Origin of the sequence: Phytopseudomonas flavescens (genome assembly GCF_900100535.1) — a bacterium.
Classification (GTDB): Bacteria; Pseudomonadota; Gammaproteobacteria; order Pseudomonadales; family Pseudomonadaceae; genus Aquipseudomonas; species Aquipseudomonas flavescens.
Map to the genome: position 1 here is coordinate 147,719 of NZ_FNDG01000011.1, position 25,996 is coordinate 173,714.

Sequence of the window (25,996 nt, forward strand, 5' to 3'; positions counted from 1 at the left end):
CGCGGCAATTCCTTAACTGAGGTCGCGGTGGCGGATCTGGACGTTCTTCAACAGCGGTTTGAGGGCATGGCCCAGGCGGTTGGCGAGGTACACCGAGCGATGATGGCCGCCGGTGCAGCCGATCGCAACGGTGACGTAGGAGCGATTGCTGGCGCCGAAGCGCGGTAGCCACTTGTGCAGATAGGTGAATATGTCCTGGTACATGTCCTGAACGTCCTCCTGGGCTGCCAGATACTCCTCTACCGGTTGTTCAAGGCCGGTAAAGTCTCGCAGTTCGGGTTTCCAATACGGATTGGGCAGGCAGCGAACGTCAAATACCATGTCGGCATCCACTGGCATCCCGCGTTTGAAACCGAAGGACTCGATCAAGTAGGCGGTACCCGACTCCAGTTGGTCGAGCAGGCGCAGCCTGAGTGTGTCGCGCAGTTGGTAGAGATTCAGGTGAGTGGTGTCGATCTTCAGGTCGGCACGATCGATGATCGGGCTCAGCAGTTTGGTTTCGTCGACCATGGCTTCGGCCAGCGAGCGCTGGTCATTGGTCAGCGGGTGGCGTCTGCGAGTTTCCGAAAAACGCTTGAGCAAGGTTTCTTCGCTGGCGTCCAGGTACAGGACGTCGCAACGGATGTTGCGGCCACGCACCTCGTCGAGCAGTTCGGAGAAGCGCTTGAGCTGGCTGGGCAGGTTGCGCGCATCTATCGACACCGCCACCTGTGGATGCAGCAGTTCGGTGTGCAGCAGGGCCCGCTCCGCCAACTCGGGAAGCAGGCCGGCAGGCAGGTTGTCGATGCAATAGAAACCGTTGTCCTCGAGCACGTCGAGGGCGGTGCTCTTGCCCGAGCCGGAACGGCCGCTGACGATGATCAGGCGCATGGGCTCATCCTGTGTAGGGCTATTGGCCGTTTTGCACGTTCACTACGGTCTGGTACAGCGAGTCACTGTCATGGGCCTGGCGCAGCCGCTCGCGAACGTCTTCGCGGTCGAACATGCTGGCTATCTGGCGCAACAGCTCCAGATGTTCATCGGTCGCCGCTTCGGGAACCAGCAGCACGAATAGCAAATCGACGGGGGCGCCATCGATTGCATCGAAATCGACTGCGGCGTCGAGTTTCAGCAGCGCGCTGACCGGTGAGCTGCAGCCGGACAGGCGGCAGTGGGGAATGGCGATGCCATTGCCGAAACCGGTCGAGCCAAGTTTTTCCCGGGCTATCAGGCTTTCGTAGATGGTCTGGCCATCGAGATCGGGCAGGTCGCGCGCGATCACGGCGGCTATCTGTTCGAGTACACGCTTCTTACTGCCGCCCGGCACGTTCACGAGGGAACGGCCGGGGGTCAGGATATTTTCAAGTCGGATCATAGGAGAAGGACGAGGTCAGCGGGCCATTGCGCCCTGCTGGCGGTCGAGCTGTTTTTCCTTGTGCTTGATGAGTTGGCGGTCGAGTTTGTCGGTCAGTAGATCGATGGCGGCGTACATGTCTTCATGCTCGGCATTGGCCACCACTTCGCCTCCGGCGATATGCAAGGTGGCTTCGACTTTCTGCTTGAGCTTCTCGACCTCCAGGATGACCTGCACATTGGTGATCTTGTCGAAGTGCCGCTCGAGACGTCCGAGCTTTTCTTCGATATAGCTGCGTAGCGCGTCCGTCACATCCAGCTGGTGTCCACTGATGTTGACTTGCATACCGCTTCTCCTTGTTGCCGTGTGTGAGTGGCAGGCTGTAAACCTGCCGCAGGAACACTGGGGCTTTACTACAAGGGCGCTTACATCAGTCGCTTGCGTTCGCTCGAAGGCGCTATACCGAGCGATTCACGGTACTTGGCGACTGTGCGGCGCGCCACTTGAATGCCCTGTGCTTCCAGTAAACCAGCGATCTTGCTATCGCTCAATGGCTTTTTCGCATTTTCCGCAGCGACCAGTTTCTTGATGATCGCGCGAATCGCGGTGGAGGAACATTCGCCGCCTTCGGCGGTGCTGACGTGGCTGGAGAAGAAGTATTTCAGCTCGTAAATGCCGCGGGGTGTATGCATGTATTTTTGGGTGGTAACGCGCGAGATGGTCGACTCGTGCATGCCTACCGCCTCGGCGATATCGTGCAGTACCAGAGGCTTCATGGCCTCGTCGCCATAGTCGAGAAAGCCACGCTGGTGCTCGACGATCTGGGTCGCGACCTTCATCAGGGTTTCGTTGCGGCTCTGCAGGCTCTTGATGAACCAGCGTGCTTCCTGCAATTGATTGCGCATGAAGGTGTTGTCGGCGCTGGAGTCCGCACGTTTCACGAAGCCCGCGTACTGCGCATTGACGCGCAGGCGTGGCATGGCTTCCTGGTTGAGCTCCACCAGCCAGCGATCGTTGTGCTTGCGCACGATCACGTCAGGCACCACGTACTCGGGCTCGCTGGACTCGATCTGCGAACCCGGGCGCGGGTTGAGGCTCTGGATCAGTTCGATGACCGGGCGCAACTCGTCTTCCTTGAGCTTCATGCGGCGCATCAACTGGCTGTAGTCACGGCCGCCTAGCAGGTCGAGGTAGTCGCCGGTGAGGCGTTGAGCCTCGCTCAGCCAGGGCGTGCTGGCCGGCAACTGACGCAGTTGCAAGAGCAGGCATTCACGCAGGTCGCGAGCCGCGATGCCGGAAGGCTCGAACTGCTGGATGCGGTGCAGCACGGCTTCGACTTCATCGAGCTCGACGTCGAGTTCCGGATCGAAGGCGTCGGTGATCTCTTCGAGGCTCTCCTCGAGATAGCCCTGGGCATTGATGCAATCGATCAGGGTGACGGCGATCAGGCGATCCTTGTCGGACATCGGGGCCAGATTGAGTTGCCAGAGCATGTGGCTCTGCAGGCTCTCACCGGCGGAGGTGCGGGTGGTGAAATCCCATTCGTCGTCGTCGTTGCTGGGCAGGCTGCTGGCGCTGGTCTGGTAGACGTCTTCCCAGGCCGTGTCGACCGGTAGTTCATTGGGGATGCGTTCGCCCCATTCACCTTCCTCCAGGTTATCGACGGTCTGGGTATTTTCCTGGAAGGTCGGTTCCTGAAACTTCTCTTCCTGAGCGGGCGCCGTATTGGTACTTTCCGCGCCGTCGGCCATGGGGTCCGAATTGTCGAAATCGTCGCCTTCCTCCTGGCGTTCGAGCATCGGGTTCGACTCCAACGCCTCCTGGATCTCCTGTTGCAGATCCAGGGTCGAGAGTTGGAGCAGGCGAATGGCTTGTTGCAGCTGCGGTGTCATCGTCAGCTGCTGGCCCATTTTCAGGACTAGCGATGGTTTCATTGCAGACCTTATCTGGCGTCTGTACGCGATCCACGACAGGGCGCCAAAGCGCCACTAGGAAGCAAATTATATGCCTGAGTTCGAGTGCTTTGCCTAGAGCCCGTTACCATTTCGTTGCGACCATGCCGGGACGGGCGCTAGGCTGCGCTCATGGGTGAGGAACCCGTTACAGGCGGAATTCGTGGCCCAGGTACACTTCCTTGACCACCTGGTTGGCCAGGATCGCAGCGGAGTCTCCCTCGGCGATCAGTTGGCCGTCGCTGACGATATAGGCGGTTTCGCAAATATCCAGGGTCTCGCGTACGTTGTGGTCGGTGATCAATACGCCGATGCCCTTGGCCTTGAGATGATGGATGATCTGCTTGATGTCACCGACCGAGATCGGGTCGACACCCGCGAAGGGCTCATCGAGAAGGATGAATTTCGGCGACGTGGCGAGGGCGCGGGCGATTTCCACACGACGGCGTTCGCCGCCCGACAGGCTCATGCCCAGGTTGTCGCGGATATGGGTGATGTGGAACTCCTGCAGCAGGCTCTCCAGCTCCTGCAGCCGCTGCGCGCGGTTCAAGTCCTTGCGCGTTTCCAGGATCGCCATGATGTTGTCGGACACGCTCAGCTTGCGAAAGATCGAAGCCTCCTGAGGCAGGTAGCCGATCCCGGCGCGAGCACGGCCGTGCATCGGCTGGTGGCTGACGTCGAGGTCGTCGATCAGTACGCGCCCCTGGTCGGCCTGCACCAGGCCGACGATCATGTAGAAGCAGGTGGTCTTGCCGGCGCCATTGGGGCCTAGCAGGCCTACGATCTGCCCGCTTTCGATGCTCAGGCTGACGTCGCGAACGACCTGGCGACCTTTGTAGCTTTTGGCCAGGTGCTGGGCTTTCAAGGTGGCCATCGTTATTGGCCCTGTCCGTCGGCAGGTTTTTTCTGCGGCTGAATCACCATGTCTATGCGCGGGCGCGGGGTCGACACGTTGGTGCCCGTGGCGCGGCCGGCGTTGACGATCTGGCGCTGGGTGTCGTAGACGATCTTCTCGCCTTCGAAGGTATTGCCTTCCTGAACCACCTTGGCCTGGTCGATCAGCACGATGCGCTCATTGGCGGCGAAGTACTGGATGGTCAGGCCGTAGGCCTTGACGATCTGCTTGTCGGCAGACGGCTTCTGCTCGTAGTAGGCCGGTTTGCCCACTGAGGTGAACACGTCGATATCACCCTTCGCATTCTGGGTGATGGTGACGGTATCACCGGTGATTTTCAGGGTGCCTTGAGTGATCACGACATCGCCGCGGTATACCGCGACGCCTTGTTTGTCGTCGAGCTCAGCACTGTCTGCCTGCACGCGGATCGGTTGGTCGCGATCGCTCGGCAGAGCCCAGGCGCTCGCGCTTCCGAGCGTGGCGCCAAGGCTGAAAAGTAGGGGGAGGGTTTTAACGAACCTCATGCTGGCCTCTTACGTTGGACTGCAGGAGCATCCTGCCGTCATTCAAGTACGCTTTCATTCCTTGGGCCGTGGTCACCCCGTTGGCCGCGTCGATTCTAACGGCTTGCTGGGTCTGCGCATATTCCTTCTGTGGGAATACGGTCAGGCGGCTGGTAGTGAGTATGGTGGCGCGACCTTTTTCGTCCGTGCGCTCCACGCGCACCTGGTCGATCAGTTCGACTTCTTCGCTGTCTGGCCCGACTTCTCCGCGAGCGCTGCGCACCTTCCAGGGCAGTTCGGTGCCGCGGAACAGGTTCATGCGTGGTTCGGTGAGCAGTGTGACGTCGGTACTTTGCACGTGCTCGAGGCGCTCGCTGGTCATGTCGCTCTGCACCCTGCCGTCTGGCAGATACTGCACGCTGCGGGCATTCACCGCGTAGAAGTCGATGGGGTTGTCCGGGCCGCTCTGCTGTGGGGCGCTGGAGAAGCTGTCCGGATTGATGTTCCAGTACCCGGCGGCTACCAGCAGAAGGGCGCCGAAGGTCAGCAGCACGGGAGTGATGAATTTGCGCAGCATCGGCAGGCCCTAGAGGTAGACGGATTGGGCGGCTTGGAGAGTGCCCTGGCCGCGCATGATCAGTTCGCAGAATTCGCGGGCCGCACCCTCGCCGCCGCGCGCCTCGGTGACGCCATGAGCATGCTCGCGCACGAAACCGTTGGCGCTGGCTACCGCCATGCCCAGGCCTACGCGACGAATCACCGGTAGATCCGGCAGATCATCGCCCAGGTAGGCGACCTGTTCGTAGCTCAGGCCAAGTTCGGCGAGCAGTTCGTCGAGGACGTCGAGCTTGTCTTCACGGCCCTGGTAGAGGTGCTGGATGCCCAGGTTCTGTGCGCGGCGCTCCACCACGGGAGTCTTGCGGCCGCTGATGATGGCAGTGCGCACGCCGGAGTTTATCAGCATCTTGATGCCCTGGCCGTCCAGGGTATTGAAGGTCTTGAACTCGCTGCCGTCGACCAGGAAATAGAGCTTGCCGTCGGTGAGTACGCCGTCGACATCGAAGATCGCCAGTTTGATTGCACGAGCGCGCTGCAGCAGGTCGCTCATCACATTACCCCCGCGCGCAGCAGGTCGCCAAGGTTGAAAGCACCTACCGGGTGGCCGCTGCTGTCGATCACCACCAGTGCGCTGATCTTGTTGTCTTCCATTATCTTCAGCGCCTCGGCTGCGAGCATATCGGCACGGGCGGTCTTGCCGTGCGGGGTCATGACCTCGTCGATGCGCGCATCACGCACATCGATGCCCTTGTCCAGGGCACGGCGCAGGTCGCCGTCGGTGAAGATCCCGGCCAGCCGGCCATCCTCTTCGAGTACGGCGGTCATGCCCAGGCCTTTCTGGGTCATTTCCAGCAGTGCGTCGCGCAGGCTGGTGCCGCGTTGAACCTGAGGCAGGCTGTCGCCCGCGTGCATGACGTTCTCGACCTTGAGCAGCAAACGGCGCCCGAGAGCTCCTCCCGGGTGGGAGAAGGCAAAGTCTTCGGCAGTGAAGCCGCGGGCCTCCAGCAGTGCGATGGCCAGGGCGTCGCCAAGTACCAGTGAGGCGGTGGTGGAGGAGGTCGGTGCCAGGTTGAGCGGGCAGGCTTCCTTGGCCACACGGGTGTCGAGGTTGACTTCAGCGGCCTTGGACAGCGGCGAATCGGGATTGCCGGTCATGCTGATCAGGGTGATGCCGAGGCGCTTGATCAGCGGCAGCAGGGTGACGATCTCGGCCGTGGAGCCCGAGTTCGACAAAGCCAGCACCACATCGTCAGGGGTGATCATGCCCATGTCACCATGGCTGGCTTCGGCAGGGTGTACGAAGAACGCGGTAGTGCCCGTGCTGGCGAGGGTGGCGGCGATCTTGTTGCCGATATGCCCGGATTTACCCATGCCGACCACGACCACGCGGCCCTTGCTGGCGAGAATCAGCTCGCACGCTTTGACGAAGTTGGCGTCAATACGAGGCAGCAGTTCCTGCACCGCTTCGATTTCGAGGCGGATGGTGCGTTGTGCGGAATCGATCAGGTCGCGGGTCTGGTTCATGCTCTGCTTGGGCTGCTGGATGAAAAAACAAGGATTATAGCTGTAAAGACTGCAGGACTCATCATTCATGGCGCAGCACTGCACCGACCAAGCTGTCACAAGCCTGAACGTGGGTGGCGCCTGGCGTTGGTCGGCCCTCGGGCAGATGCTATAGTCCGCTGCCATTTTTGGCCCGCATGGCTGATCGCCGTGCCCTTATTCCGATGCTGGGCGTCTGATTAGGAAGGCAGTACGCAATGGAGTTCCGATGAGCGCCGAAAATCAGTACGCGGTCGAGTTGAAGAGCGTCAGTTTTCAACGCGGCGAGCGGCATATCTTCAAGAACGTCGACATATGTATCCCGCGCGGTAAGGTCACTGGAATCATGGGACCTTCCGGCTGTGGCAAGACCACGCTCTTACGGTTGATCGCCGCCGAGTTGCGTCCGAGCGCTGGCGAGATACACGTCAACGGTCTGAATCTGCCCGACCTGTCGCGTAGCGAGCTGTTCGACATGCGCAAGCAGATGGGCGTGCTGTTCCAGAGTGGCGCACTGTTCACCGACCTCGACGTGTTCGAGAACGTGGCGTTCCCGTTGCGTGTGCACACCCAGCTGCCCGAAGAAATGATTCGTGACATTGTCCTGATGAAGTTGCAGGCAGTGGGCTTGCGCGGTGCCATCGAATTGATGCCCGACGAATTGTCGGGCGGGATGAAGCGCCGTGTCGCGCTGGCTCGGGCAATCGCCCTGGATCCGCAGATTCTCATGTACGACGAGCCGTTCGTTGGCCAGGACCCTATCGCCATGGGCGTGCTGGTACGGCTGATCCGCCTGCTCAACGATGCCCTCGGCATCACCAGTATCGTGGTGTCCCACGATCTGGCGGAGACGGCGAGCATCGCCGACTACATCTATGTGGTGGGGGACAGCCAGGTGCTGGGGCAGGGAACGCCTGCCGAGCTGCGCGACTCCGAGAATCCGCGAGTGCGTCAGTTCATGCAGGGGACGCCGGATGGGCCGGTACCTTTTCATTACCAGGCACCGAGCTACCACGACGATCTACTGGGGGGGCGCTGATGCGCAGGACATCTTCACTCGAGCGCGTGCGCCTGTTCGGTCGTGCGGGCATCGACGTGGTCGCCACTTTGGGGCGTTCGACGGTCTTTCTGCTGCGTGCGCTGTTCGGCAGGGGCACGTCGGGGCACTCGCTGCAGTTGCTGATCAAACAGTTGTATTCGGTGGGCGTGCTGTCGTTGGCGATCATCGTGGTTTCCGGCCTGTTCATCGGCATGGTGCTCTCGCTGCAGGGCTTCAGCATTCTCGCCAAGTACGGCTCCGAGCAGGCGGTCGGGCAGATGGTCGCCCTGACCTTGCTGCGCGAGCTGGGGCCGGTAGTCACTGCGCTGCTGTTCGCCGGACGCGCCGGGTCCGCGTTGACGGCCGAGATCGGCAACATGAAATCCACCGAGCAACTGTCGAGCCTGGCGATGATCGGCGTCGACCCCCTCAAGCACATCGTCGCCCCGCGTCTGTGGGCCGGCTTCATCTCCATGCCGCTGCTGACCATGATCTTCAGCGTGGTCGGTATCTGGGGCGGGGCGATGGTCGCCGTCGACTGGCTGGGCGTTTACGAAGGCTCGTTCTGGGCCAACATGCAAAACAGTGTTTCGTTCCGCGAAGACGTGCTCAACGGGATAATCAAAAGCCTGGTGTTCGCCTTCGTCGTTACCTGGATCGCCGTGTTCCAGGGTTACGACTGCGAGCCCACCTCGGAAGGTATCAGCCGCGCAACCACCCGGACGGTGGTATACGCCTCGCTGGCCGTACTGGGGCTGGATTTCATTCTGACCGCTTTGATGTTTGGAGATTTCTGATGCAAAACCGCACGATGGAAATCGGCGTCGGCCTGTTCCTCCTGGCCGGCTTGCTGGCCCTGCTGCTGCTGGCCCTGCGTGTCAGCGGCCTGGCCCCGGGGAACGCCGTCGACACCTACAAGGTCTACGCGCACTTCGACAATATCGCCGGCCTCACCATGCGTGCCAAGGTCACCATGGCGGGGGTGAGCATCGGCCGGGTGACGGCGATCGATCTGGATCGCGACAGCTACACCGGGCGCGTAACGATGGAACTAGACGGCAGTGTCGACAATCTTCCGGTGGACTCCACCGCGTCGATCCTGACCGCAGGGCTGCTCGGTGAAAAGTACGTGGGCATCAGCGTCGGTGGCGATGAGGAGTTGCTGGCCGATGGTGGCACCATCCATGACACCCAGTCTTCCCTGGTGCTTGAAGACCTGATCGGCAAATTCCTGCTCAATTCGGTCAACAAGGATCAGAACAGCCAATGAGGTACCCGATGATGATCAAGACCGTGCGCAACAGCCTTGTCGCCCTGCTGGCCGCTCTGCCATTGCTGGCGACTGCCGCGCCCGCGGCCCATGAAGTGGTGAAGCAGACCACCGATACCCTGCTGGCCGATCTGAAGGCCAACAAGGAGCAGTACCGCAGCAATCCTGACGCGTTCTACAACTCGCTCAACGAGATTCTGGGGCCGGTGGTCGATGTCGATGGCGTTGCCCGTAGCGTCATGACGGTGCGTTACTCACGTGAAGCCACGCCCGAGCAGATGACCCGTTTCCAGGAAAACTTCAAGCGCAGCCTGATGCAGTTCTATGGCAATGCGCTGCTCGAGTACAACAACCAGGACATCCGTGTGCTGCCGGCTTCCGGCAAGCAGGATCCGCAGCGTACCTCGGTCAACATGGAGATTCGCGATGGCAAGGGCACGGTCTATCCGCTGTCCTACACCATGGTCGCCATGGACGGAACCTGGAAGCTGCGTAACGTGGTGATCAACGGCATCAACGTCGGCAAGCTGTTCCGCGACCAGTTCGCCCAGTCGATGCAGAACAACCGCAACGATCTGGACAAGGTCATCGACAGCTGGGCCGATACCGTGGCCAGGGCGCGTCAGGCCCGGGGCGCGTCGTGAGTTCGGCGGCTATCGTCGAGCAGGCGCCAGGTGTGCTGGTGCTCTCCGGCGTCCTCGATTATCGGAGTGGTCCGGCCTTGCGAGAGCAGGGGGCTGACCTGATCAAGGCCAGCCAGGCGAACGCCTGCGTGATCGACTGCTCGGCGGTTGAAAAATCCAGCAGTGTCGGGCTTTCTCTGCTGCTTTGTTACACCCGCGATGCCCGGGCTGCCGGCAAGGCGCTGAGCATTCGCGGATTACCCAGGGACATGGCCGGGATCGCCAAGGTGTGCGAACTTCAGCACGTGCTGCCGCTGCAGGCCTGATGCCTCCTGCGCGTTCTGCGAGGGGGGCATTGACCTTGCCGCCTCGCAGTTCCACCGTGGCGGTTTGTGTTGGGAGCTCTTGTGACTCACCCGTTTCGGCGAGCCGTCGCGAGCGACGTCAAAAAATGCTGCCGGTGATTTTTTGGTATGATGCCCGCCCCGTGTCTACAGGCCCGTGCCGAGTGCCGCTGGCGGCTCGTGCAGCAGCATCGCTGCCTGGCTTGGCCACCCCGTCATTTCTGGCCCAGACGTTGTATACAGATGTCGCCATGCGACGTTAACGCTTATTGAATACGTTGATCGAGGTTGAGCATGCAGGCCCTTGAGGTAAAAAGTTTCTTGCAGACCAAGCTGCCGGACGTCCAGGTAGAGGTCGACGGCGAAGGCTGCAACTTCCAACTCAATCTGATCAGCGACGAACTGGCCGGCCTCAGCCCGGTCAAGCGTCAGCAGCAAATCTACGCTCACCTCAATCCCTGGATCGCCGATGGCAGCATCCACGCCGTGAGCATGAAATTCTTCAGCCGTGCCGATTGGGCCGCGCGCTCCTGAGACGACGAGTTAGCTATGGATAAATTAAGCATTACTGGCGGCGTGCGTCTCGACGGTGAGATCCGCATTTCCGGTGCCAAGAACTCCGCACTGCCGATTCTGGCAGCGACCCTGCTCGGCGACGCGCCGGTGACCATCTGCAACCTGCCGCACCTGCACGACATCACCACGATGATCGAGCTGTTCGGACGGATGGGCATCGAGCCGATCATCGACGAGAAGCTCAGCGTCGAGGTCGATGCGCGCACCATGAAGACCCTGGTCGCGCCTTACGAGCTGGTGAAGACCATGCGCGCTTCGATTCTGGTACTCGGCCCCATGGTCGCGCGCTTCGGTGAGGCCGAAGTGGCACTGCCGGGCGGTTGCGCCATCGGCTCGCGCCCGGTCGACCTGCATATCCGTGGCCTGGAAGCCATGGGTGCGATCATCGATGTCGAGGGCGGTTACATCAAGGCCAAGGCGCCGGAAGGCGGCCTGCGCGGCGCGCACTTCTTCTTCGATATGGTCAGCGTGACCGGCACCGAGAACATTCTGATGGCCGCCACCCTGGCCAAGGGGCGCACGGTGCTGGAAAACGCCGCTCGCGAACCGGAAGTGGTGGATCTGGCCAACTGCCTGATCGCCATGGGTGCGAAGATCCAAGGAGCCGGTACCGACACCATCACCATCGACGGCGTTGAGAGCCTGCATGGCGCGCGTTTCAACGTGATGCCCGACCGCATCGAAACCGGTACCTACCTGGTGGCCGCTGCCGCCACCGGTGGCCGCGTCAAGGTCAAGGATGCTGATCCTAGTACCTTGGAAGCGGTGCTGGCCAAGTTGCAGGAGGCGGGCGCTGAAATCACTACCGGGCCCGACTGGATCGAGCTGGACATGAAGGGCAAGCGTCCGAAGGCCGTGAGCCTGCGCACCGCTCCATATCCGGCGTTTCCGACCGACATGCAGGCGCAGTTCATCGCCCTCAATGCGATTGCCGAAGGCACTGGCACGGTGATCGAGACCATCTTCGAAAACCGCTTCATGCATGTGTATGAGATGAGCCGCATGGGCGCACAGATCCAGGTCGAAGGCAATACTGCCATCGTCACCGGTACCGCGCAGCTCAAGGGGGCTCCCGTAATGGCCACCGACCTGCGCGCCTCGGCGAGTCTGGTCATCGCCGCGCTGGTCGCCCAGGGCGACACGGTGATCGATCGCATCTACCACATCGACCGTGGTTACGAATGCATCGAAGAGAAACTGCAACTGCTGGGGGCGAAGATTCGCCGCGTGCCGGGCTGACCACATGTTGACCATTGCCCTGTCGAAAGGCCGTATTCTCGATGACACCCTGCCGTTGCTCGCGGCGGCAGGCATCGTGCCGACCGAGAATCCGGACAAGAGCCGCAAGCTGATCATCCCGACCACCCAGGACGACGTACGTTTGCTGATCGTACGTGCCACTGACGTGCCGACCTACGTCGAGCATGGTGCTGCCGACCTCGGTGTCGCTGGCAAGGACGTGTTGCTCGAGTACGGCGGTCAGGGGCTCTACGAGCCACTGGACCTGCGTATCGCCCGTTGCAAGCTGATGACCGCCGGTGCTGTGGGTGCGGCCGAGCCCAAGGGCCGCCTGCGTGTGGCCACCAAGTTCGTCAATGTCGCCAAGCGTTACTATGCCGAGCAGGGCCGACAGGTCGATATCATCAAGCTGTACGGCTCCATGGAGCTGGCCCCGCTGGTGGGATTGGCCGACAAGATCATCGACGTGGTCGATACCGGCAACACCCTGCGTGCCAACGGCCTGGAAGCCCAGGAACTGATCGCCCATATCAGCTCGCGCCTGATCGTCAACAAGGCATCGATGAAGATGCAGCATGGCCGCATCCAGGCCCTGATCGACACGCTGCGTGAAGCGGTCGAGACGCATCATCCGCATTGATCCTCTCCCGCACGGCCTTGCAGGCCGTTGAAAAACGTAGACGAGGCAGTCAGCGCAAGGCCAATGATGGCCCCGCAAAAACAGACGAAAAAGCGGAGTGTACGAGTAGTACATGAGCATTTTGATCGGACTCGTGACCGAGTCTGTTTTTAACGCCGCGATGGCAACGCAGATCGTTTTTCAGCAGCCTGCCTGGGCTGCGCAGCGCCTATCCGTGCTATAGCCAAATTCTCAGGTGCCCGCACGGTGGGCTTGTTACGCTAGCGGCGCCTGAGAGCCTGTTCAACGTCTGCTGCGCTTCGGCCCTGCGGCGTTAAAAACAGGCTCGGAATGCTCATTTACTGCAGTAAACTCCGCTTTCTCGCCTGTTTTTGCCTTGCATTGCTCTGGCTCGCGAGACCTAGAACAGGCTCTGAGAACACGCCATCCAGATGAGGCTTTCGCTATGACCGCTCCAGTTGCCATTCGCCGACTCAACGCTGCCGACCCGGATTTCGCTCATCATCTGGATCATTTGCTGAGCTGGGAAAGCGTCTCGGATGACGGCGTCAATCAGCGCGTGCTGGATATCATCAAGGCCGTGCGTGAGCGTGGCGATGCTGCGCTGGTCGAGTTCACTCAGCGCTTCGATGCCCTTGAAGTCGCCTCCATGGCCGACCTGATTCTGCCGCGCGAGCGTCTGGAACTGGCGCTGACGCGCATTACCGCCGGGCAGCGCCAGGCGTTGGAAATCGCCGCCGAGCGGGTACGCAGCTACCACGAAAAGCAGAAACAGGATTCCTGGACTTACACCGAAGCGGACGGCACGGTGCTGGGCCAGAAGGTCACGCCGTTGGATCGTGCAGGGCTGTACGTGCCGGGCGGCAAGGCGTCCTACCCGTCGTCGGTACTGATGAATGCCATTCCGGCCAAGGTCGCCGGGGTGCCGGAGGTGGTGATGGTGGTGCCCACGCCCCGTGGCGAGATCAACGAGATCGTCCTGGCGGCCGCGGCGATTGCCGGGGTCGACCGTGTCTTCACAATCGGGGGGGCACAGGCTGTCGCAGCGCTGGCCTACGGCACCGAGAGCGTGCCGCCGGTGGACAAGATCGTCGGGCCCGGCAACATCTATGTGGCGACTGCCAAGCGCCATGTGTTCGGCAAGGTCGGTATCGACATGATCGCCGGGCCATCGGAAATCCTCGTCGTATGCGACGGCCAGACCGACCCGGACTGGATCGCCATGGACCTGTTCTCCCAGGCCGAGCACGACGAAGACGCGCAGTCGATTCTGGTCAGCCCGGATGCGGCGTTCCTCGACAAGGTTGCCGAGAGCATCGCTCGTCTGCTGCCGAGCCTGGAGCGCGAAGCGATTGCCCGTACTTCCATCGAGGGCCGTGGCGCGCTGATTCAGGTCGCGGACATGGCCCAGGCCATCGAAGTGGCCAACCGTATCGCGCCCGAGCACCTGGAACTCTCGGTCGAGAACCCGGAGCAGTATCTGCCGCAAATTCGCCATGCCGGCGCCATCTTCATGGGCCGTTACACCGCCGAAGCACTGGGCGATTACTGTGCGGGGCCGAACCACGTATTGCCTACATCGGGCACTGCGCGTTTCTCTTCGCCGCTGGGGGTCTATGACTTCCAGAAGCGTTCGTCGATCATCCATTGTTCGGCCGAAGGTGCGTCCGAGCTCGGCAAGGTGGCCTCGGTGCTGGCCCGTGGCGAGTCGCTGACCGCTCATGCCCGGAGTGCCGAGTACCGCATCAAAAAGTGATAGCTGATCGTAGGGTGGACGACGCTTTTCTCGTCCACCGTTTCCTCTGAACAATTTCTAGGAGAGAAGGGCAGATGAGCAGATTCTGGAGCCCCTTCGTCAAAGACCTGGTGCCATACGTACCGGGTGAGCAGCCCAAACTGAGCAAGCTGGTCAAGCTCAACACCAATGAAAACCCCTACGGCCCGTCGCCCAGGGCCATCGCCGCCATGCAGGCGGAACTCAATGACGACTTGCGCCTGTATCCCGACCCCAATGGCGATCGCCTGAAGCAGGCAGTCGCCGGGTTCTACGGCGTAAAGGCCGCCCAGGTATTCGTCGGCAACGGTTCTGACGAAGTGCTGGCCCATGCCTTCCACGGCCTGTTCCAGCACGGCAAGCCGTTGTTGTTCCCCGATATCAGCTACAGCTTCTACCCGGTCTACTGCGGCCTGTATGGCATTCAGGCCGAGCCGCTGGCGCTGGACGAGCAGTTCCAGATCCGTGTCGAGGACTATGCGCGGCCCAACGGCGGCATCATTTTCCCCAACCCCAACGCCCCCACTGGCTGCCTGCTGGCCCTGGAGGCCATCGAGCGGTTGCTGCAAGCCAACCCGGATACCGTGGTGCTGGTGGATGAAGCCTATATCGACTTCGGTGGCGTCTCGGCCATCGGTCTGGTCGACCAGTACCCGAACCTACTGGTCACCCAGACCCTGTCCAAATCCCGATCCCTGGCGGGCCTGCGGGTGGGGCTGGCAGTCGGGCACGTGGACCTGATCGAGGCGCTGGAGCGGATCAAGAACAGCTTCAATTCCTACCCACTGGACCGCATTGCCATCGCCGGTGCGGCGGCGGCATTCGAGGACCGGGCCTACTTCGAACAGACTTGCACCGCGGTGATCGACAGCCGCGAAAAGGTCACCGTTGGTTTGCAGGCGCTGGGATTCGAGGTACTGCCTTCGGCTGCCAACTTCATCTTCGCCCGCCATCCGCAGCGTGATGCTGCCGGTATCGCGGCAGCACTGCGTGAGCAGGGCGTGATCGTGCGCCACTTCAAGCAGGCGCGCATCGCCCAGTTCCTGCGCATCAGCATCGGCTCGCCCGAACAGAACCAGGCGCTGCTGGAGGCCCTGGCGGCGCTCTGACGTTTGCGGGGGGTATGAAAAAGCCAGGGCAGATGCCCTGGCTTTTTCGTTTTAGTGTCGGCGGCGGCTTGATCTCGAATGGCAGTACGCACCACCGGTGTTGCCATCGCCATCGCCATCGCCATCGCCATTCGCCATCGCCATTCGCCGCGAGGTCGCGGCTCTTACAGCTGCGTAGAAGCGTCGCCCACGGCGCGAATCGGGCGATGGAACCTCAGGCTTGATGCCGCTGACCGGCTCAAGCGTCGACCATCAGTGATGATGCCCCTGGCCGATGAACGTCAGTGAGGTGAAGTAGCCACGGCTGTCGATATCGGCATCACCTTGCACTGCCTGGCTGGCTTCGGCGGCGATGATGTTCAGGCCTTCGTTGCGAATCACCACCTGCGCTTCGCCCTTGGCGTTGGTGGTGGCACTGACCTGATCCGGCGCGCTGCGGTAGTCGCCGATCAGTTTGATGTCGGCGGCAGGCTTGCCGTCGACCAGCACACGGACCGGCAGCGGCTTGCCGACACCGACCTCGATGGGGTCGGCCAACGGCACGATCGCCATGCGCAGGCCTTTCAGGTCCGGCAGGCGGGCGCCTTGCTGGTAGATGGCCAAGCTGTACTTGTAGGTGTGCAGGGCTTCACTGGCATTGGCGACCTGGCTGCGGCCCAGATTGACCCATTTGCCCTCCGCGCTCTTCGACCAGACGCCGTTATCCAGCGCCACGGCCAGCGAAGCCGGCGCGCTCAGCGGCTTCAGGCGAGCATGGTCGGCGAGCCGTTCGATGCTCACTGGAATGCTCTTGCCGGCGCCGTTGAAGGCCCAGGCGCGGCTGACCTTGTCGGCCTTGAAGGCGTCATCTTCGGCACCGTGGCCGTAGACCACTTCGATATTGCCGCGGCGTTGTTCCGTCCACAGGCCATGGGCGCTGGCTTGTCCGGCGGTGGCCAGGAGTGCCAGCAGGGTGGCGATTTTTCTCGAGATGCGCATGACGCGTCCTTTCGATCGGAGGTTGAGGGGCAAGCTGACACTGGGTTGCACGGCTATGGGATAGCGCGCCGCTAATGTTTGCGGTCGAAGAGTCTGGCGAGGCCGCATCGCTGGCCGCTCATCGGCGAATTCCCGTCGACCCCGGCATTGCTCACGTTGTCGTCGAGCGATGGCGTGCGCAAATATCCCGCCGGGCTGGAGGTTTGCGAGCGAAGGCGGGCGTCATACAGATTCTCAGTGAATTAAAACGTAATAACGTTACATTTATGTGGTGCCAGATTGCAACTCCGATTGCATGGATGCCGCGAGTGTCGGTTGTTTAATTGCTGGTCGCGACGGGAGGGCGTACGCCGATTTCAGCGCTGAGCTCCATCAGCTTGCCGTTGCGCATCACCTCGATGCGAATCGTCTCGCCGGGTTTGGCACGAGCGACCTGGTTCATCGAGCGGCGCGCGTCCCCAGCGGTTTCGCCATCGATCTTGAGGATCAGGTCGTTGGGCTGCAGCCCTGCTTTCTGCGCCGGGCCATTGCGGTAGATGCCGGCGACGATGATGCCCTGGCGGCCTTCGAGTCCGAATGACTCGGCCAGTTCCGGGGTCAACGGCTGCACCTCGAGGCCCAGCCAGCCACGAATCACCTGGCCGTGCTCGATGATCGCCTGCATCACTTCCATTGCCAGCTTTACCGGGATCGCGAAGCCGATACCCTGGGAGCCGCCGGACTTGGAGAAGATGGCGGTGTTGATACCGACCAGGTTGCCGTAGGCGTCGACCAGCGCGCCGCCGGAGTTGCCCGGGTTGATCGCCGCATCGGTCTGGATGAAGTCTTCGTAGGTGTTGAGGCCCAACTGGTTGCGCCCGGTGGCGCTGATGATGCCCATGGTCACGGTCTGGCCGACACCGAACGGGTTGCCGATGGCCAGGGTGACGTCACCGATGCGGATGTTGTCGGAGCGCCCGAGGGTCATCGCCGGCAAATCCTTGAGGTCTATCTTCAATACCGCCAGGTCGGTTTCCGGGTCGCTGCCGATCACCCGTGCGAGGGTCTCACGGCCGTCCTTGAGGGCCACCACGATCTGATCCGCGTTGGCGGTCACGTGATTGTTGGTCAGCAGGTAGCCCTCGGGGCTCATGATCACCGCGGAGCCAAGGCTGGACTCCATGCGCCGCTGGCCAGGCAGGCTGTCACCGAAGAATTTGCGAAACTGCGGGTCTTCGATCAGTGGATGAGTCGGCTTGCTCACGTACTTGGTGGTGTACAGGTTGGCAACCGCGGGCGATGCGGTGTTCACCGCACTGGCGTAGGAGGCGGGTCCCTCCTCGCTACGCGTGTAGTCAGGCGCCTGGCGGAACTGCACGTCATGCATCGGCAGGCCCACCAGTTGCGGGTACTGCTGCATGATCAGCAGCGACACCAGAACGCCGACCAATAGTGGCCAGCCGAAGAAACGCAGGGCCTTGAGCATCTATCCAATCCTGAGGGTTGCGAGCCCCTGATCGGGGCCTTAAGGTGCGCCATTATAGAGAACCGCGCCAAGAAAGCAGCGGTTCGCAACAGCTGGTGAGGAAACAGTATGGCCATTGCTCTGACGACCCTGGTGGAGGACGCCGAACGTTATCTCGGCGCTTCACGTATCAGCGATTACTGCCCCAACGGCCTGCAGGTCGAGGGGCGGCCGCAGGTGCAGCGCATCGTCAGCGGCGTGACCGCCAGCCTGGCGCTGATCGAAGCTGCCGTCGAGGCGCGCGCCGACGTGTTGCTGGTGCACCACGGCTATTTCTGGAAGGGCGAGAACCCCTGCGTCACCGGGATGAAGCAGCGCCGCCTGAAAACCCTGCTGGCCAACGACATCAGCCTGCTGGCCTATCACCTGCCGCTGGACGTGCATGCCGAGGTGGGCAACAACGTGCAGCTTGCCCGGCAGCTGGATATCACCGTCGAAGGCCCGCTGGAGCCGGACAACCCGCGCACGGTCGGCCTGGTCGGTTCGCTGGCGCAGCCCATGAGTGCCCGCGACTTTGCCCGCCGCGTGCATGAAGTGCTAGGGCGAGAACCCTTGCTGGTGGAGGGGCAGGGAACGGTCAGCCGTATTGGCTGGTGTACCGGGGGCGGACAAGGCTATATCGACCAGGCCATAGCGGCAGGCGTGGATCTGTATTTGACCGGAGAGGCGTCCGAGCAGACCTACCACAGCGCACGGGAGAACGGCGTCAGCTTTATCGCCGCCGGGCACCACGCCACCGAGCGTTATGGCGTGCAGGCGCTGGGCGAATACCTGAGCCGACGCTTTGCCATCGAGCACCTGTTCGTCGATTGCCCGAATCCGATTTGACGGCGACGCGTCCAAATTGCCGGGCATAAGTCTAGATCGGTTCGATCTAAGCGCCTTCCTGAATAGAATGAAGCGCTGTGCTAGAGTGCGCGCTCGTCCAAGGCCCGCCGGCCTGAATAAAATACCGTGATCCCGTGAGTAGCCATGCTCGACAAACTGACGCACTTGAAACAGCTCGAGGCGGAAAGCATCCACATCATTCGTGAAGTGGCCGCCGAATTCGACAACCCGGTGATGCTCTATTCCATCGGCAAGGATTCCGCCGTGATGCTGCATCTCGCGCGCAAGGCCTTCTTTCCGGGGAAGCTGCCGTTCCCGGTGATGCATGTGGACACCCGCTGGAAATTCCAGGAGATGTACCGCTTCCGCGACCGGATGGTCGAGGAGATGGGTCTGGACCTGATCACCCACGTCAACCCCGATGGCGTCGCTCAGAACATCAACCCGTTCACCCACGGCAGCGCCAAGCACACCGATATCATGAAGACCGAGGGCCTCAAGCAGGCGTTGGACAAGCATGGTTTCGATGCCGCCTTCGGCGGTGCCCGCCGTGACGAGGAAAAGTCGCGGGCCAAGGAGCGTGTCTATTCGTTCCGCGACAGCAAGCACCGCTGGGACCCGAAAAACCAGCGCCCCGAGCTGTGGAACGTCTACAACGGCAAGGTCAAGAAGGGGGAGTCGATCCGCGTGTTCCCGCTCTCCAACTGGACCGAGCTGGATATCTGGCAATACATCTATCTCGAGCAGATCCCCATCGTGCCGTTGTATTTCGCTGCAGAGCGCGATGTCATCGAGAAGAACGGCACGCTGATCATGATCGACGACGAGCGCATCCTCGAACATCTCAGCGATGATGAGAAAGCGCGTATCCAGAAGAGGAAAGTACGCTTCCGTACCCTTGGCTGCTACCCGCTGACCGGCGCGGTGGAGTCCGATGCGACCAGCCTGACCGACATCATCCAGGAAATGCTCCTGACCCGAACTTCCGAGCGCCAGGGCCGCGTGATCGATCACGACGGCGCTGGTTCCATGGAAGAGAAAAAACGTCAGGGGTACTTTTGATATGTCGCACCAATCCGAACTGATCAGCGAAGACATCCACGCCTACCTGGCGCAACACGAGCGCAAGGAGCTGCTGCGTTTCCTTACCTGCGGCAACGTCGATGACGGCAAGAGCACCCTGATCGGGCGTCTGCTGCACGACTCCAAGATGATCTACGAAGACCATCTGGAAGCCATCACCCGCGACTCGAAGAAGAGCGGCACCACCGGCGAGGAAGTCGATCTGGCGCTGCTGGTCGACGGCCTGCAGGCCGAGCGTGAGCAGGGCATCACCATCGATGTCGCCTACCGCTATTTCTCCACCGCCAAGCGCAAGTTCATCATCGCCGACACCCCCGGCCATGAGCAGTACACGCGTAACATGGCCACTGGCGCCTCGACCTGCGACCTAGCGATCATCCTGATCGACGCCCGTTACGGCGTGCAGACCCAGACCAGGCGCCACAGCTTCATCGCCTCGTTGCTGGGCATCAAGCACATCGTCGTGGCCATCAACAAGATGGATCTGAAGGACTTCGATGAAGGCGTGTTCGAGCAGATCAAGGCCGATTACCTGTCTTTCGCCGACAAGATCAACCTCAATCCCACGTCGCTGTTCTTCGTGCCCATGTCGGCGCTGAAGGGCGACAACGTGGTCAACAAGTCCGAGCGTTCGCCGTGGTACAGCGGCCAGTCGCTGATGGAGATTCTCGAGACCGTGGAAGTGGCGGGTGACCGCAATTTCGACGATCTGCGTTTCCCGGTGCAGTACGTCAATCGTCCAAACCTGAACTTCCGCGGCTTCGCGGGTACTCTGGCAAGCGGCATCGTGCGCAAGGGGGATGAAGTCATCGCCCTGCCATCGGGCAAGGGCAGCAAGGTCAAGTCCATCGTCACCTATGAAGGCGAGCTGGAACAGGCCGGTCCGGGCCAGGCGATCACCCTGACCCTGGAAGACGAGATCGACGTATCGCGCGGCGACATGCTGGTGCATGCCGACAACCGTCCTCAGGTGGTCGACAGCTTCGACGCCATGCTGGTATGGATGGCCGAGGAGCCGATGCTGCCGGGCAAGAAATACGACATCAAGCGCGCCACCAGCTACGTGCCGGGTTCCATCGCCAGCATCGCCCACCGGGTCGATGTGAATACCCTGGAAGAGGGCGCTGCGAGCAGCCTGCAGCTCAACGAGATCGGCAAGGTGAAGGTCGCGCTCGATGCGCCGATCGCCCTGGATGGTTATGCCCATAACCGCACCACCGGGGCGTTCATCATCATCGACCGCCTGACCAATGGCACCGTCGGCGCCGGCATGATCATCGGCGATGCGCGCGTTCCCGGTTCGGGCCACCATGGCGAGTCCGGCCACGTCTCCACCGAAGAGCGTGCCTCGCGTTTCGGTCAGCAACCGGCCACCGTGTTGTTCAGCGGCCTGTCGGGTGCGGGCAAGAGCACCCTGGCCTACGCCGTCGAGCGCAAGTTGTTCGACATGGGCCGTGCAGTCTACGTACTCGATGGCCAGAACCTGCGCCATGACCTGAACAAGGGCTTGCCCCAGGACCGCACCGGGCGTACCGAGAACTGGCGGCGTGCCGCTCACGTGGCGCGTCAATTCAACGAAGCCGGTCTGCTTACCCTGGCCGCTTTCGTGGCGCCGGATGCGGAAGGGCGCGAGCAGGCCAAGGCGTTGATCGGTGCCGAGCGTCTGATCACCGTGTACGTGCAGGCTTCCCCGCTGGTCTGTGCGGAGCGCGATCCACAGGGGCTGTATGCGGCAGGTGGCGATAACATTCCTGGCGACTCCTTCCCCTACGATGTGCCGCTCGATGCGGATCTGGTGCTGGATACCCAGAGCCTGTCGGTGGAAGAGGGCGTCAAGCAGGTGCTTGCCTTGCTGCGCAGCCGCGGCGCGATCTGAAACCTGTTGGTGATCAATTGCGCGTCGGCCCCGTAGCGTTAAAAACAGGCGCGGATGCCAGCAGGTGTCTGGTTCCGCAATTGAGAAGGTGCGGGTCGATTGTGAAGATTGATGGTCTTCGGTCCAGGCACCGCATACGGGGCGTTCGCCACCGCAAGGCTTTGAGATGCCTGGCGAAGTTATAGGCGGTGACGAAGGCCTCATGGAATTGGACGTAGGCGGACTTGCACAGCCGATCGATGGCCAGAAACATCGCCAGCTTGCCGTCAGCGTCAGCGAAGCCGGACAGCCCGCCGAACTGGGCTGGGGGTTCCCACGAGAACCTGGCCGCCCTTCGCTCGCCATCACCCGTTCGGTTCAAATAACGCAATCCACCTCGAGCGCCCCGGTGCCAGTGAAAACCTGGCCCCCCAACGGTGGTCCCTGCACGGGTCTGCTGATCACCCACGACGAAGCCATTTCGCTTCCCGACTTTTTGACGGCTGAGGATGGCAACGTGCCGCTGTACCGGCCAACCGTGCATTAAGTAGCTTGGCGTGGTGCTCATGGGCATGCCCTGAGCGCCTATGGGCCAGCGAAAATCCCGACCGTGGGGTCGTCGAGCCGGAACAGATGGATCATCGTCAGATGCTGGAGATTGCTCTACCCTTCCTCGGAAGTCTCGAAGGCATCCAGACGACTGGACGCCTCTGGACACCATTAATGCTCTACTTCAAGCCCAAAGGTGAGCTCTGCCCGTGGCAGTTCGAACATGTTACTGCTGTCTAATCAGGTCGGTCACGAATGGAAAATACCAGTATTGAGTACACCGACAAGCAACGCTGGTTTGCGCTCACCAAGATAAATACCCTCTCGGCCCTGTCTCAGATCGTGCAGATCGGTACCGTCACTCCGCTGATCTCGCTTTCGCTGGAGCAGCAAGGGGTCGAGCCGGCGAAGATCGGGGTGATTGTCAGTGCATCGTGGTTGGCGATCCTGCTGCTCTACAGATGGGTCCCGCGTTTGCTGGCCCATTTGGGACTCGTCAAGACGAATATCCTCAGCGCAGCGCTGACGGTCGCTGCGCTGCTCGGCATGACCCTGACAACCGATCTGGCACTGATATTCTCGCTGAACTTCTTGCTCGGTATTGGGTTGATTCTGCGCTGGATTGCCTGCGATACGTGGATCGTCGCGGTCGCCTCAAAAGACGAGCGCGGTCGGGCGATTGGCGTACATGAGACCTTGATGGGCCTGGGCATTGCTGTTGGCCCGCTGCTGTTGGTGGTGTTTGGCGTCGGGAGCGCCGCGCCTTACTACGCCTGTACCGTGATCGTGTTGTTATCCGGCGCGCTGGCCTTAACCCTCAGGGACTACGATACGCGACCGCAAACCCCGGCGGAAAAACGCCATGGCAAGTTGTTTAGCATCATCCCCACGGCACTGTGTGGTGCGTTTATCGCAGGCTTTTCGGAAACCTCATCCGTATCGTTTCTTGCGGGCTACAGCCTCTCGGCCGGTTATCTGTTGACCGCCGCCACCCTGCTGATATCGGTGTTCGGCATTGGCGGTACCATCCTGCAGCTGCCGATCGGCTGGATGGCCGATCGCAGTTCGTGCAAATTGGGCCAATTAGTCTGCGGCTTGATACTGTTGCTGGGCACCCTGGCCATTCCGTTCAGCCAGCCGCTTCCTTGGTTGGCGGCAATTATCGTGTTCCTCTGGGGTGGTGCCATTGGCGGCATGAACACCCTGGCAGTGATCGAAGCGGGAGACCGGGTTGGCGAACATCAAGTGTCCACCGCAATGACGGCAATTGCTATGTTCTACACCTTGGGTAGCGTATTGGGTCCCATTGCCACGGGCGCCACAGTGTCCTACATCAGCGAGCATGGGCTGATGATCTCGGTGGGGACAGTCGGTACGGTTTTCATTGCAATGTTGATTTTGCGCAGAGCCCCCGTACAAGAGCGACTTCAATAGCTGCTTGTCTAGCACTGTTCGCCACTGATCTTCCACCATTTGAGGCGAGCTGTGGCAGGTGCGGAGACCTGGGCTTCCGCACAAGTTTCACCTCTGGAAATTGGCTGCCTTGGCATTCGGTTCAGCAGCCCCGGAATGCTGTTTGCCGACATCCCGCCACTCGTGGATTTTAGTCTTGCGGGAGTAATCACAGATTCCGGTTTCTTTACTCACCTGGGACCTTTTCTTGGACGGGTATCAACAGGCCCATTTGAAATCGTGAAAAGCCGCTACCCCGGGTGGCGCTGCCCCTAAAGCTTCGACCCTGCGCCTTGTCGCTTGTAAAGAGGCTGCGTAGCTTACCCCGGGCCTAAGGCATCGACGATGGAAAAGATATCTTCAAGGCCGCAGTCGAGGAACAAGGTAGCTTCGTAAGTGTTCTCCAGGTTCGGTGTTAGACCGCTCAGTGGTAGCCGTCGCGTGGTAGGTCGATCAGCAGCCAACTGCGGTATTTGAAACGCCTACTCACGTCCTTGAGAAGATCGTTCCATTCCATGACGGCCTCACCGACTGGCAATCAACACGGGAATCGCGGTGTTGAGGGAGAACGCCACCAGAAACACCGCTAATCCCACATCGATCGGGCGGGTGTATTTGAGAAACAGCGCCTTGATCGGGCCTTGGCCGAACAGCAGCGAGACCAAGGAGTACCAGATGACCTCAAGGGTGGAGCACAACATCACCACCAGTACCTTTTCGAGGTCGGTACGTGGCGAAGAAAGAAAGCCAGCGTAGATGCTGATCATGAAGGCGATGGTTTTCATGTTGCTGATGTTGGTGATGACCCCGACGCGATACGCCTTGATAAAGCTGGTCACACCAGGCGCGGTGCTTTCGGCGGTACCGGTGTTTTTTGCCAGCACGCTTTTGATGATGCTGTAGGCGATGTACAGCAGGTACGCCGAACCACATAGGGTGGCGATATTGGAAAAGGCCGGGTACTGATGCAGCAACGCCGCCAGGCCCAGCAAGGACATGGTCGAGAAGAATACGCCTACGGTGCAGATCCCCAGGGTTGCACCAAGGCCGGTAGTGACCGACCCTAATGAAGAGAACCGGCTGACGATGATGAAATTCGGACCGGGGCTCATCACCGCCAGTATGTAAATCAATGCCGCTGTAAACATGTGACCTTCTTGTATGAGTCAGCAGCCCGCAGGGGCTGCTAAAAGGGTTGCTTCAGGCCAGCGCGTGCGCCGCTTCGACCTGCGCCAAGCGTGTCTCCAGGGCCGAAAGGATGTGTTCAACCCGTAGCGAAATCAGGCTGAACGAACCGGCGTCCCCCAGGCCGTGGGAGCTTTCGCATAAACCGTTGAGGAACACTGCGGGCAAAACATCCAGAGAGGTCACGCTGTAATCGCGATTAACCACCAGCGCGCCGTGTGCATCGGCGCGAAACCGATGGTGATAAGGCGCTAGCAACGGAGGGTACAACTCACTATTTTCCTTGGCAGCAATGTCCTTGAACCCGGTGGCAAGCACCAGCGCATCCAGCTCGAGGGTCGAGTGCCTGAGTTGATTGACCTCCTTGAGCTCCAACTGCACGTGCCCCGAGGCATTAACCTGCGCCTGCTCGATGGCGATGTTGTTGAGGATGTGGATGCGCTGCTTGCCCTGCAACTTTTCTTCATGGATGCGCACGTACAGCGCGTTGATCACATCTTCATCGGCCGAGCTGTAGTTGGTGCCGCGCAATTGTTTATCCACCCGTGCCTTGGCTTCTGGCGGCAGGTTGAAGTAGTAGTCGATGAACTCCGGGAAATACACCTTGCCGCTGAATGGACTGGTGCCTTGAGTCGAAAATTGAAGCTGCGGTGCAGCGAGTAGATTTCCTTGTCCGGGAACCTGGCGGTCAGGTCGAGCACAATCTCCACGGCGCTCTGGCTGGAGCCCACCACACCTATGCGCTGCACGCTCGACGGAAACCGACTGATGCGCTCTAGGTACTGATTGAGGTGAAACACCTGTTTATCGCAACCGACATTGAAAAGTGAATCGCCCCGGCTTTCCTAGACACTTTCCAAGCTCTGGAAATAGCGCTTTTCAAAATCCACTGGCGATAGCTGCATAGCGCTGCTGTGCCGGCGTTTAGGGTTATAAAACATCTCGATGTAATCGAACACATCAGCGCGTGCTTCTTCACGAGTGCCGTAGGTTTTCCGCCTGATGCGTTCGCGCTTCAGCAGTTGGAAAAGCTCTCTGCCACGGCGTTGTCGTGACAGTTACCGCGCCGGCTCATGCTACTGATTAGGTTGTTGGCCTTGAGGAAACTTTGCCAGTCCAGGCTGCTGAACTGGCTGCCCTGGTCTGAGTGGATCATCACTTCCTG

General features: G+C 60.8%; 27 protein-coding genes and 3 pseudogenes. 15 read left to right on the forward strand and 15 right to left on the reverse strand.

The features are described 5' to 3' along the window. Window positions 1–12 precede the first annotated feature (12 nt). From rapZ to BLR94_RS15760, 9 genes are all read right to left on the reverse strand, one after another. The gene (gene rapZ / locus BLR94_RS15720) at window positions 13–870 is read right to left on the reverse strand and encodes an RNase adapter RapZ (RefSeq protein ID WP_084306918.1); all 858 of its coding nucleotides are present in this window, start codon (window positions 868–870) and stop codon (window positions 13–15) included. A gap of 19 nt (window positions 871–889) precedes the next feature. Next, entirely contained in the window at window positions 890–1,354 is a 465-nt protein-coding gene (gene ptsN / locus BLR94_RS15725; RefSeq protein ID WP_084306916.1) for a PTS IIA-like nitrogen regulatory protein PtsN, read from the reverse strand. Between the two features lie 15 nt (window positions 1,355–1,369). After that, a complete protein-coding gene (gene hpf / locus BLR94_RS15730; protein ID WP_042554809.1) occupies window positions 1,370–1,678 on the reverse strand; it encodes a ribosome hibernation-promoting factor, HPF/YfiA family in 309 nt (102 codons plus the stop codon). An 80-nt stretch (window positions 1,679–1,758) separates the two neighbouring features. Continuing rightward, a complete protein-coding gene (locus BLR94_RS15735; protein ID WP_084306914.1) occupies window positions 1,759–3,267 on the reverse strand; it encodes an RNA polymerase factor sigma-54 in 1,509 nt (502 codons plus the stop codon). A 166-nt stretch (window positions 3,268–3,433) separates the two neighbouring features. Then, a complete protein-coding gene (gene lptB, locus BLR94_RS15740) occupies window positions 3,434–4,159 on the reverse strand; it encodes an LPS export ABC transporter ATP-binding protein (protein ID WP_042554811.1) in 726 nt (241 codons plus the stop codon). 2 nt (window positions 4,160–4,161) lie between these two features. Next, window positions 4,162–4,704: a lipopolysaccharide transport periplasmic protein LptA gene (lptA, locus tag BLR94_RS15745; RefSeq protein WP_084306912.1), complete on the reverse strand. Its 543-nt coding sequence runs from the start codon at window positions 4,702–4,704 to the stop codon at window positions 4,162–4,164. Continuing rightward, on the reverse strand, window positions 4,691–5,260 hold the full coding sequence (gene lptC / locus BLR94_RS15750; RefSeq protein WP_084306910.1) for an LPS export ABC transporter periplasmic protein LptC: 570 nt from the start codon (window positions 5,258–5,260) through the stop codon (window positions 4,691–4,693). The genes lptA and lptC overlap by 14 nt, the downstream gene beginning before the upstream one ends. Before the next feature lie 9 nt (window positions 5,261–5,269). Next, on the reverse strand, window positions 5,270–5,791 hold the full coding sequence (locus BLR94_RS15755) for a KdsC family phosphatase (RefSeq protein ID WP_084306908.1): 522 nt from the start codon (window positions 5,789–5,791) through the stop codon (window positions 5,270–5,272). After that, window positions 5,791–6,765: a KpsF/GutQ family sugar-phosphate isomerase gene (locus BLR94_RS15760; protein WP_084307139.1), complete on the reverse strand. Its 975-nt coding sequence runs from the start codon at window positions 6,763–6,765 to the stop codon at window positions 5,791–5,793. Before BLR94_RS15760 ends, BLR94_RS15755 begins: the two co-directional genes overlap by 1 nt. Before the next feature lie 247 nt (window positions 6,766–7,012). On the opposite strand from BLR94_RS15760, the gene BLR94_RS15765 reads away from it, so the two are divergent. From BLR94_RS15765 to hisC, 10 genes are all read left to right on the forward strand, one after another. Beyond that, window positions 7,013–7,822: an ATP-binding cassette domain-containing protein gene (locus tag BLR94_RS15765; RefSeq protein WP_084306906.1), complete on the forward strand. Its 810-nt coding sequence runs from the start codon at window positions 7,013–7,015 to the stop codon at window positions 7,820–7,822. Beyond that, window positions 7,822–8,619: a lipid asymmetry maintenance ABC transporter permease subunit MlaE gene (gene mlaE, locus BLR94_RS15770; protein ID WP_084306904.1), complete on the forward strand. Its 798-nt coding sequence runs from the start codon at window positions 7,822–7,824 to the stop codon at window positions 8,617–8,619. Before BLR94_RS15765 ends, mlaE begins: the two co-directional genes overlap by 1 nt. Next, complete coding sequence (gene mlaD, locus BLR94_RS15775) at window positions 8,619–9,092, forward strand: outer membrane lipid asymmetry maintenance protein MlaD (RefSeq protein ID WP_084306902.1); 474 nt, start codon at window positions 8,619–8,621, stop codon at window positions 9,090–9,092. The genes mlaE and mlaD overlap by 1 nt, the downstream gene beginning before the upstream one ends. An 11-nt stretch (window positions 9,093–9,103) precedes the next feature. Next, a complete protein-coding gene (locus tag BLR94_RS15780; protein WP_084307138.1) occupies window positions 9,104–9,736 on the forward strand; it encodes an MlaC/ttg2D family ABC transporter substrate-binding protein in 633 nt (210 codons plus the stop codon). Beyond that, window positions 9,733–10,041 (forward strand): STAS domain-containing protein, encoded by a 309-nt coding sequence (locus BLR94_RS15785; RefSeq protein ID WP_084306900.1) that lies wholly within the window; start codon window positions 9,733–9,735, stop codon window positions 10,039–10,041. Before BLR94_RS15780 ends, BLR94_RS15785 begins: the two co-directional genes overlap by 4 nt. A 312-nt stretch (window positions 10,042–10,353) precedes the next feature. Further along, window positions 10,354–10,593, forward strand: coding sequence for a BolA family protein (locus tag BLR94_RS15790; RefSeq protein WP_084306898.1), 240 nt, complete (start codon window positions 10,354–10,356; stop codon window positions 10,591–10,593). A 15-nt stretch (window positions 10,594–10,608) separates the two neighbouring features. Beyond that, window positions 10,609–11,874 (forward strand): UDP-N-acetylglucosamine 1-carboxyvinyltransferase, encoded by a 1,266-nt coding sequence (gene murA / locus BLR94_RS15795; protein ID WP_084306896.1) that lies wholly within the window; start codon window positions 10,609–10,611, stop codon window positions 11,872–11,874. 4 nt (window positions 11,875–11,878) lie between these two features. Then, window positions 11,879–12,514, forward strand: a complete 636-nt coding sequence (gene hisG, locus BLR94_RS15800) for an ATP phosphoribosyltransferase (RefSeq protein WP_042554821.1) — start codon at window positions 11,879–11,881, stop codon at window positions 12,512–12,514. 445 nt (window positions 12,515–12,959) lie between these two features. Beyond that, window positions 12,960–14,270, forward strand: coding sequence for a histidinol dehydrogenase (hisD, locus tag BLR94_RS15805; RefSeq protein ID WP_084306894.1), 1,311 nt, complete (start codon window positions 12,960–12,962; stop codon window positions 14,268–14,270). Between the two features lie 74 nt (window positions 14,271–14,344). Beyond that, window positions 14,345–15,397 (forward strand): histidinol-phosphate transaminase, encoded by a 1,053-nt coding sequence (gene hisC, locus BLR94_RS15810; protein WP_084306892.1) that lies wholly within the window; start codon window positions 14,345–14,347, stop codon window positions 15,395–15,397. Between the two features lie 252 nt (window positions 15,398–15,649). Here hisC and BLR94_RS15815 read toward each other — a convergent pair whose 3' ends face one another. Then, on the reverse strand, window positions 15,650–16,375 hold the full coding sequence (locus BLR94_RS15815) for a DUF4198 domain-containing protein (RefSeq protein WP_084306890.1): 726 nt from the start codon (window positions 16,373–16,375) through the stop codon (window positions 15,650–15,652). A gap of 319 nt (window positions 16,376–16,694) precedes the next feature. Beyond that, window positions 16,695–17,840 (reverse strand): Do family serine endopeptidase AlgW, encoded by a 1,146-nt coding sequence (gene algW / locus BLR94_RS15820; protein WP_084306888.1) that lies wholly within the window; start codon window positions 17,838–17,840, stop codon window positions 16,695–16,697. A 108-nt stretch (window positions 17,841–17,948) separates the two neighbouring features. Here algW and BLR94_RS15825 point away from each other — a divergent pair, with 108 nt between their 5' ends. The 3 genes from BLR94_RS15825 (at window position 17,949) to cysN (ending at window position 21,666) form a co-directional block, all read left to right on the forward strand. Continuing rightward, complete coding sequence (locus BLR94_RS15825; RefSeq protein ID WP_084306886.1) at window positions 17,949–18,707, forward strand: Nif3-like dinuclear metal center hexameric protein; 759 nt, start codon at window positions 17,949–17,951, stop codon at window positions 18,705–18,707. Between the two features lie 144 nt (window positions 18,708–18,851). Then, entirely contained in the window at window positions 18,852–19,769 is a 918-nt protein-coding gene (gene cysD / locus BLR94_RS15830; RefSeq protein ID WP_084306884.1) for a sulfate adenylyltransferase subunit CysD, read from the forward strand. 1 nt (window position 19,770) lies between these two features. Then, a complete protein-coding gene (cysN, locus tag BLR94_RS15835; RefSeq protein ID WP_084306882.1) occupies window positions 19,771–21,666 on the forward strand; it encodes a sulfate adenylyltransferase subunit CysN in 1,896 nt (631 codons plus the stop codon). A gap of 13 nt (window positions 21,667–21,679) precedes the next feature. Here cysN and BLR94_RS28305 read toward each other — a convergent pair. Beyond that, window positions 21,680–21,865 (reverse strand): annotated as a pseudogene (locus BLR94_RS28305) (hypothetical protein); the annotation flags it as partial. A 3-nt stretch (window positions 21,866–21,868) separates the two neighbouring features. Between BLR94_RS28305 and BLR94_RS15840 the strand changes: the two are divergent. Together BLR94_RS15840 and BLR94_RS15845 are read left to right on the forward strand one after the other, a co-directional pair. Continuing rightward, on the forward strand, window positions 21,869–22,192 hold the full coding sequence (locus tag BLR94_RS15840; RefSeq protein WP_084306880.1) for a hypothetical protein: 324 nt from the start codon (window positions 21,869–21,871) through the stop codon (window positions 22,190–22,192). Window positions 22,193–22,449: 257 nt separating this feature from the next. Next, window positions 22,450–23,628, forward strand: a complete 1,179-nt coding sequence (locus tag BLR94_RS15845) for an MFS transporter (protein ID WP_084306878.1) — start codon at window positions 22,450–22,452, stop codon at window positions 23,626–23,628. Window positions 23,629–24,170: 542 nt separating this feature from the next. Here BLR94_RS15845 and BLR94_RS15850 read toward each other — a convergent pair. The 3 genes and pseudogenes from BLR94_RS15850 to BLR94_RS15865 form a co-directional block, all read right to left on the reverse strand. Continuing rightward, entirely contained in the window at window positions 24,171–24,794 is a 624-nt protein-coding gene (locus BLR94_RS15850) for a LysE family translocator (protein ID WP_084306876.1), read from the reverse strand. A gap of 52 nt (window positions 24,795–24,846) precedes the next feature. Further along, window positions 24,847–25,631: pseudogene (locus tag BLR94_RS15855) on the reverse strand (SidA/IucD/PvdA family monooxygenase). A 45-nt stretch (window positions 25,632–25,676) separates the two neighbouring features. Then, a pseudogene (locus BLR94_RS15865) lies at window positions 25,677–25,996 on the reverse strand (IS3 family transposase); the annotation flags it as partial.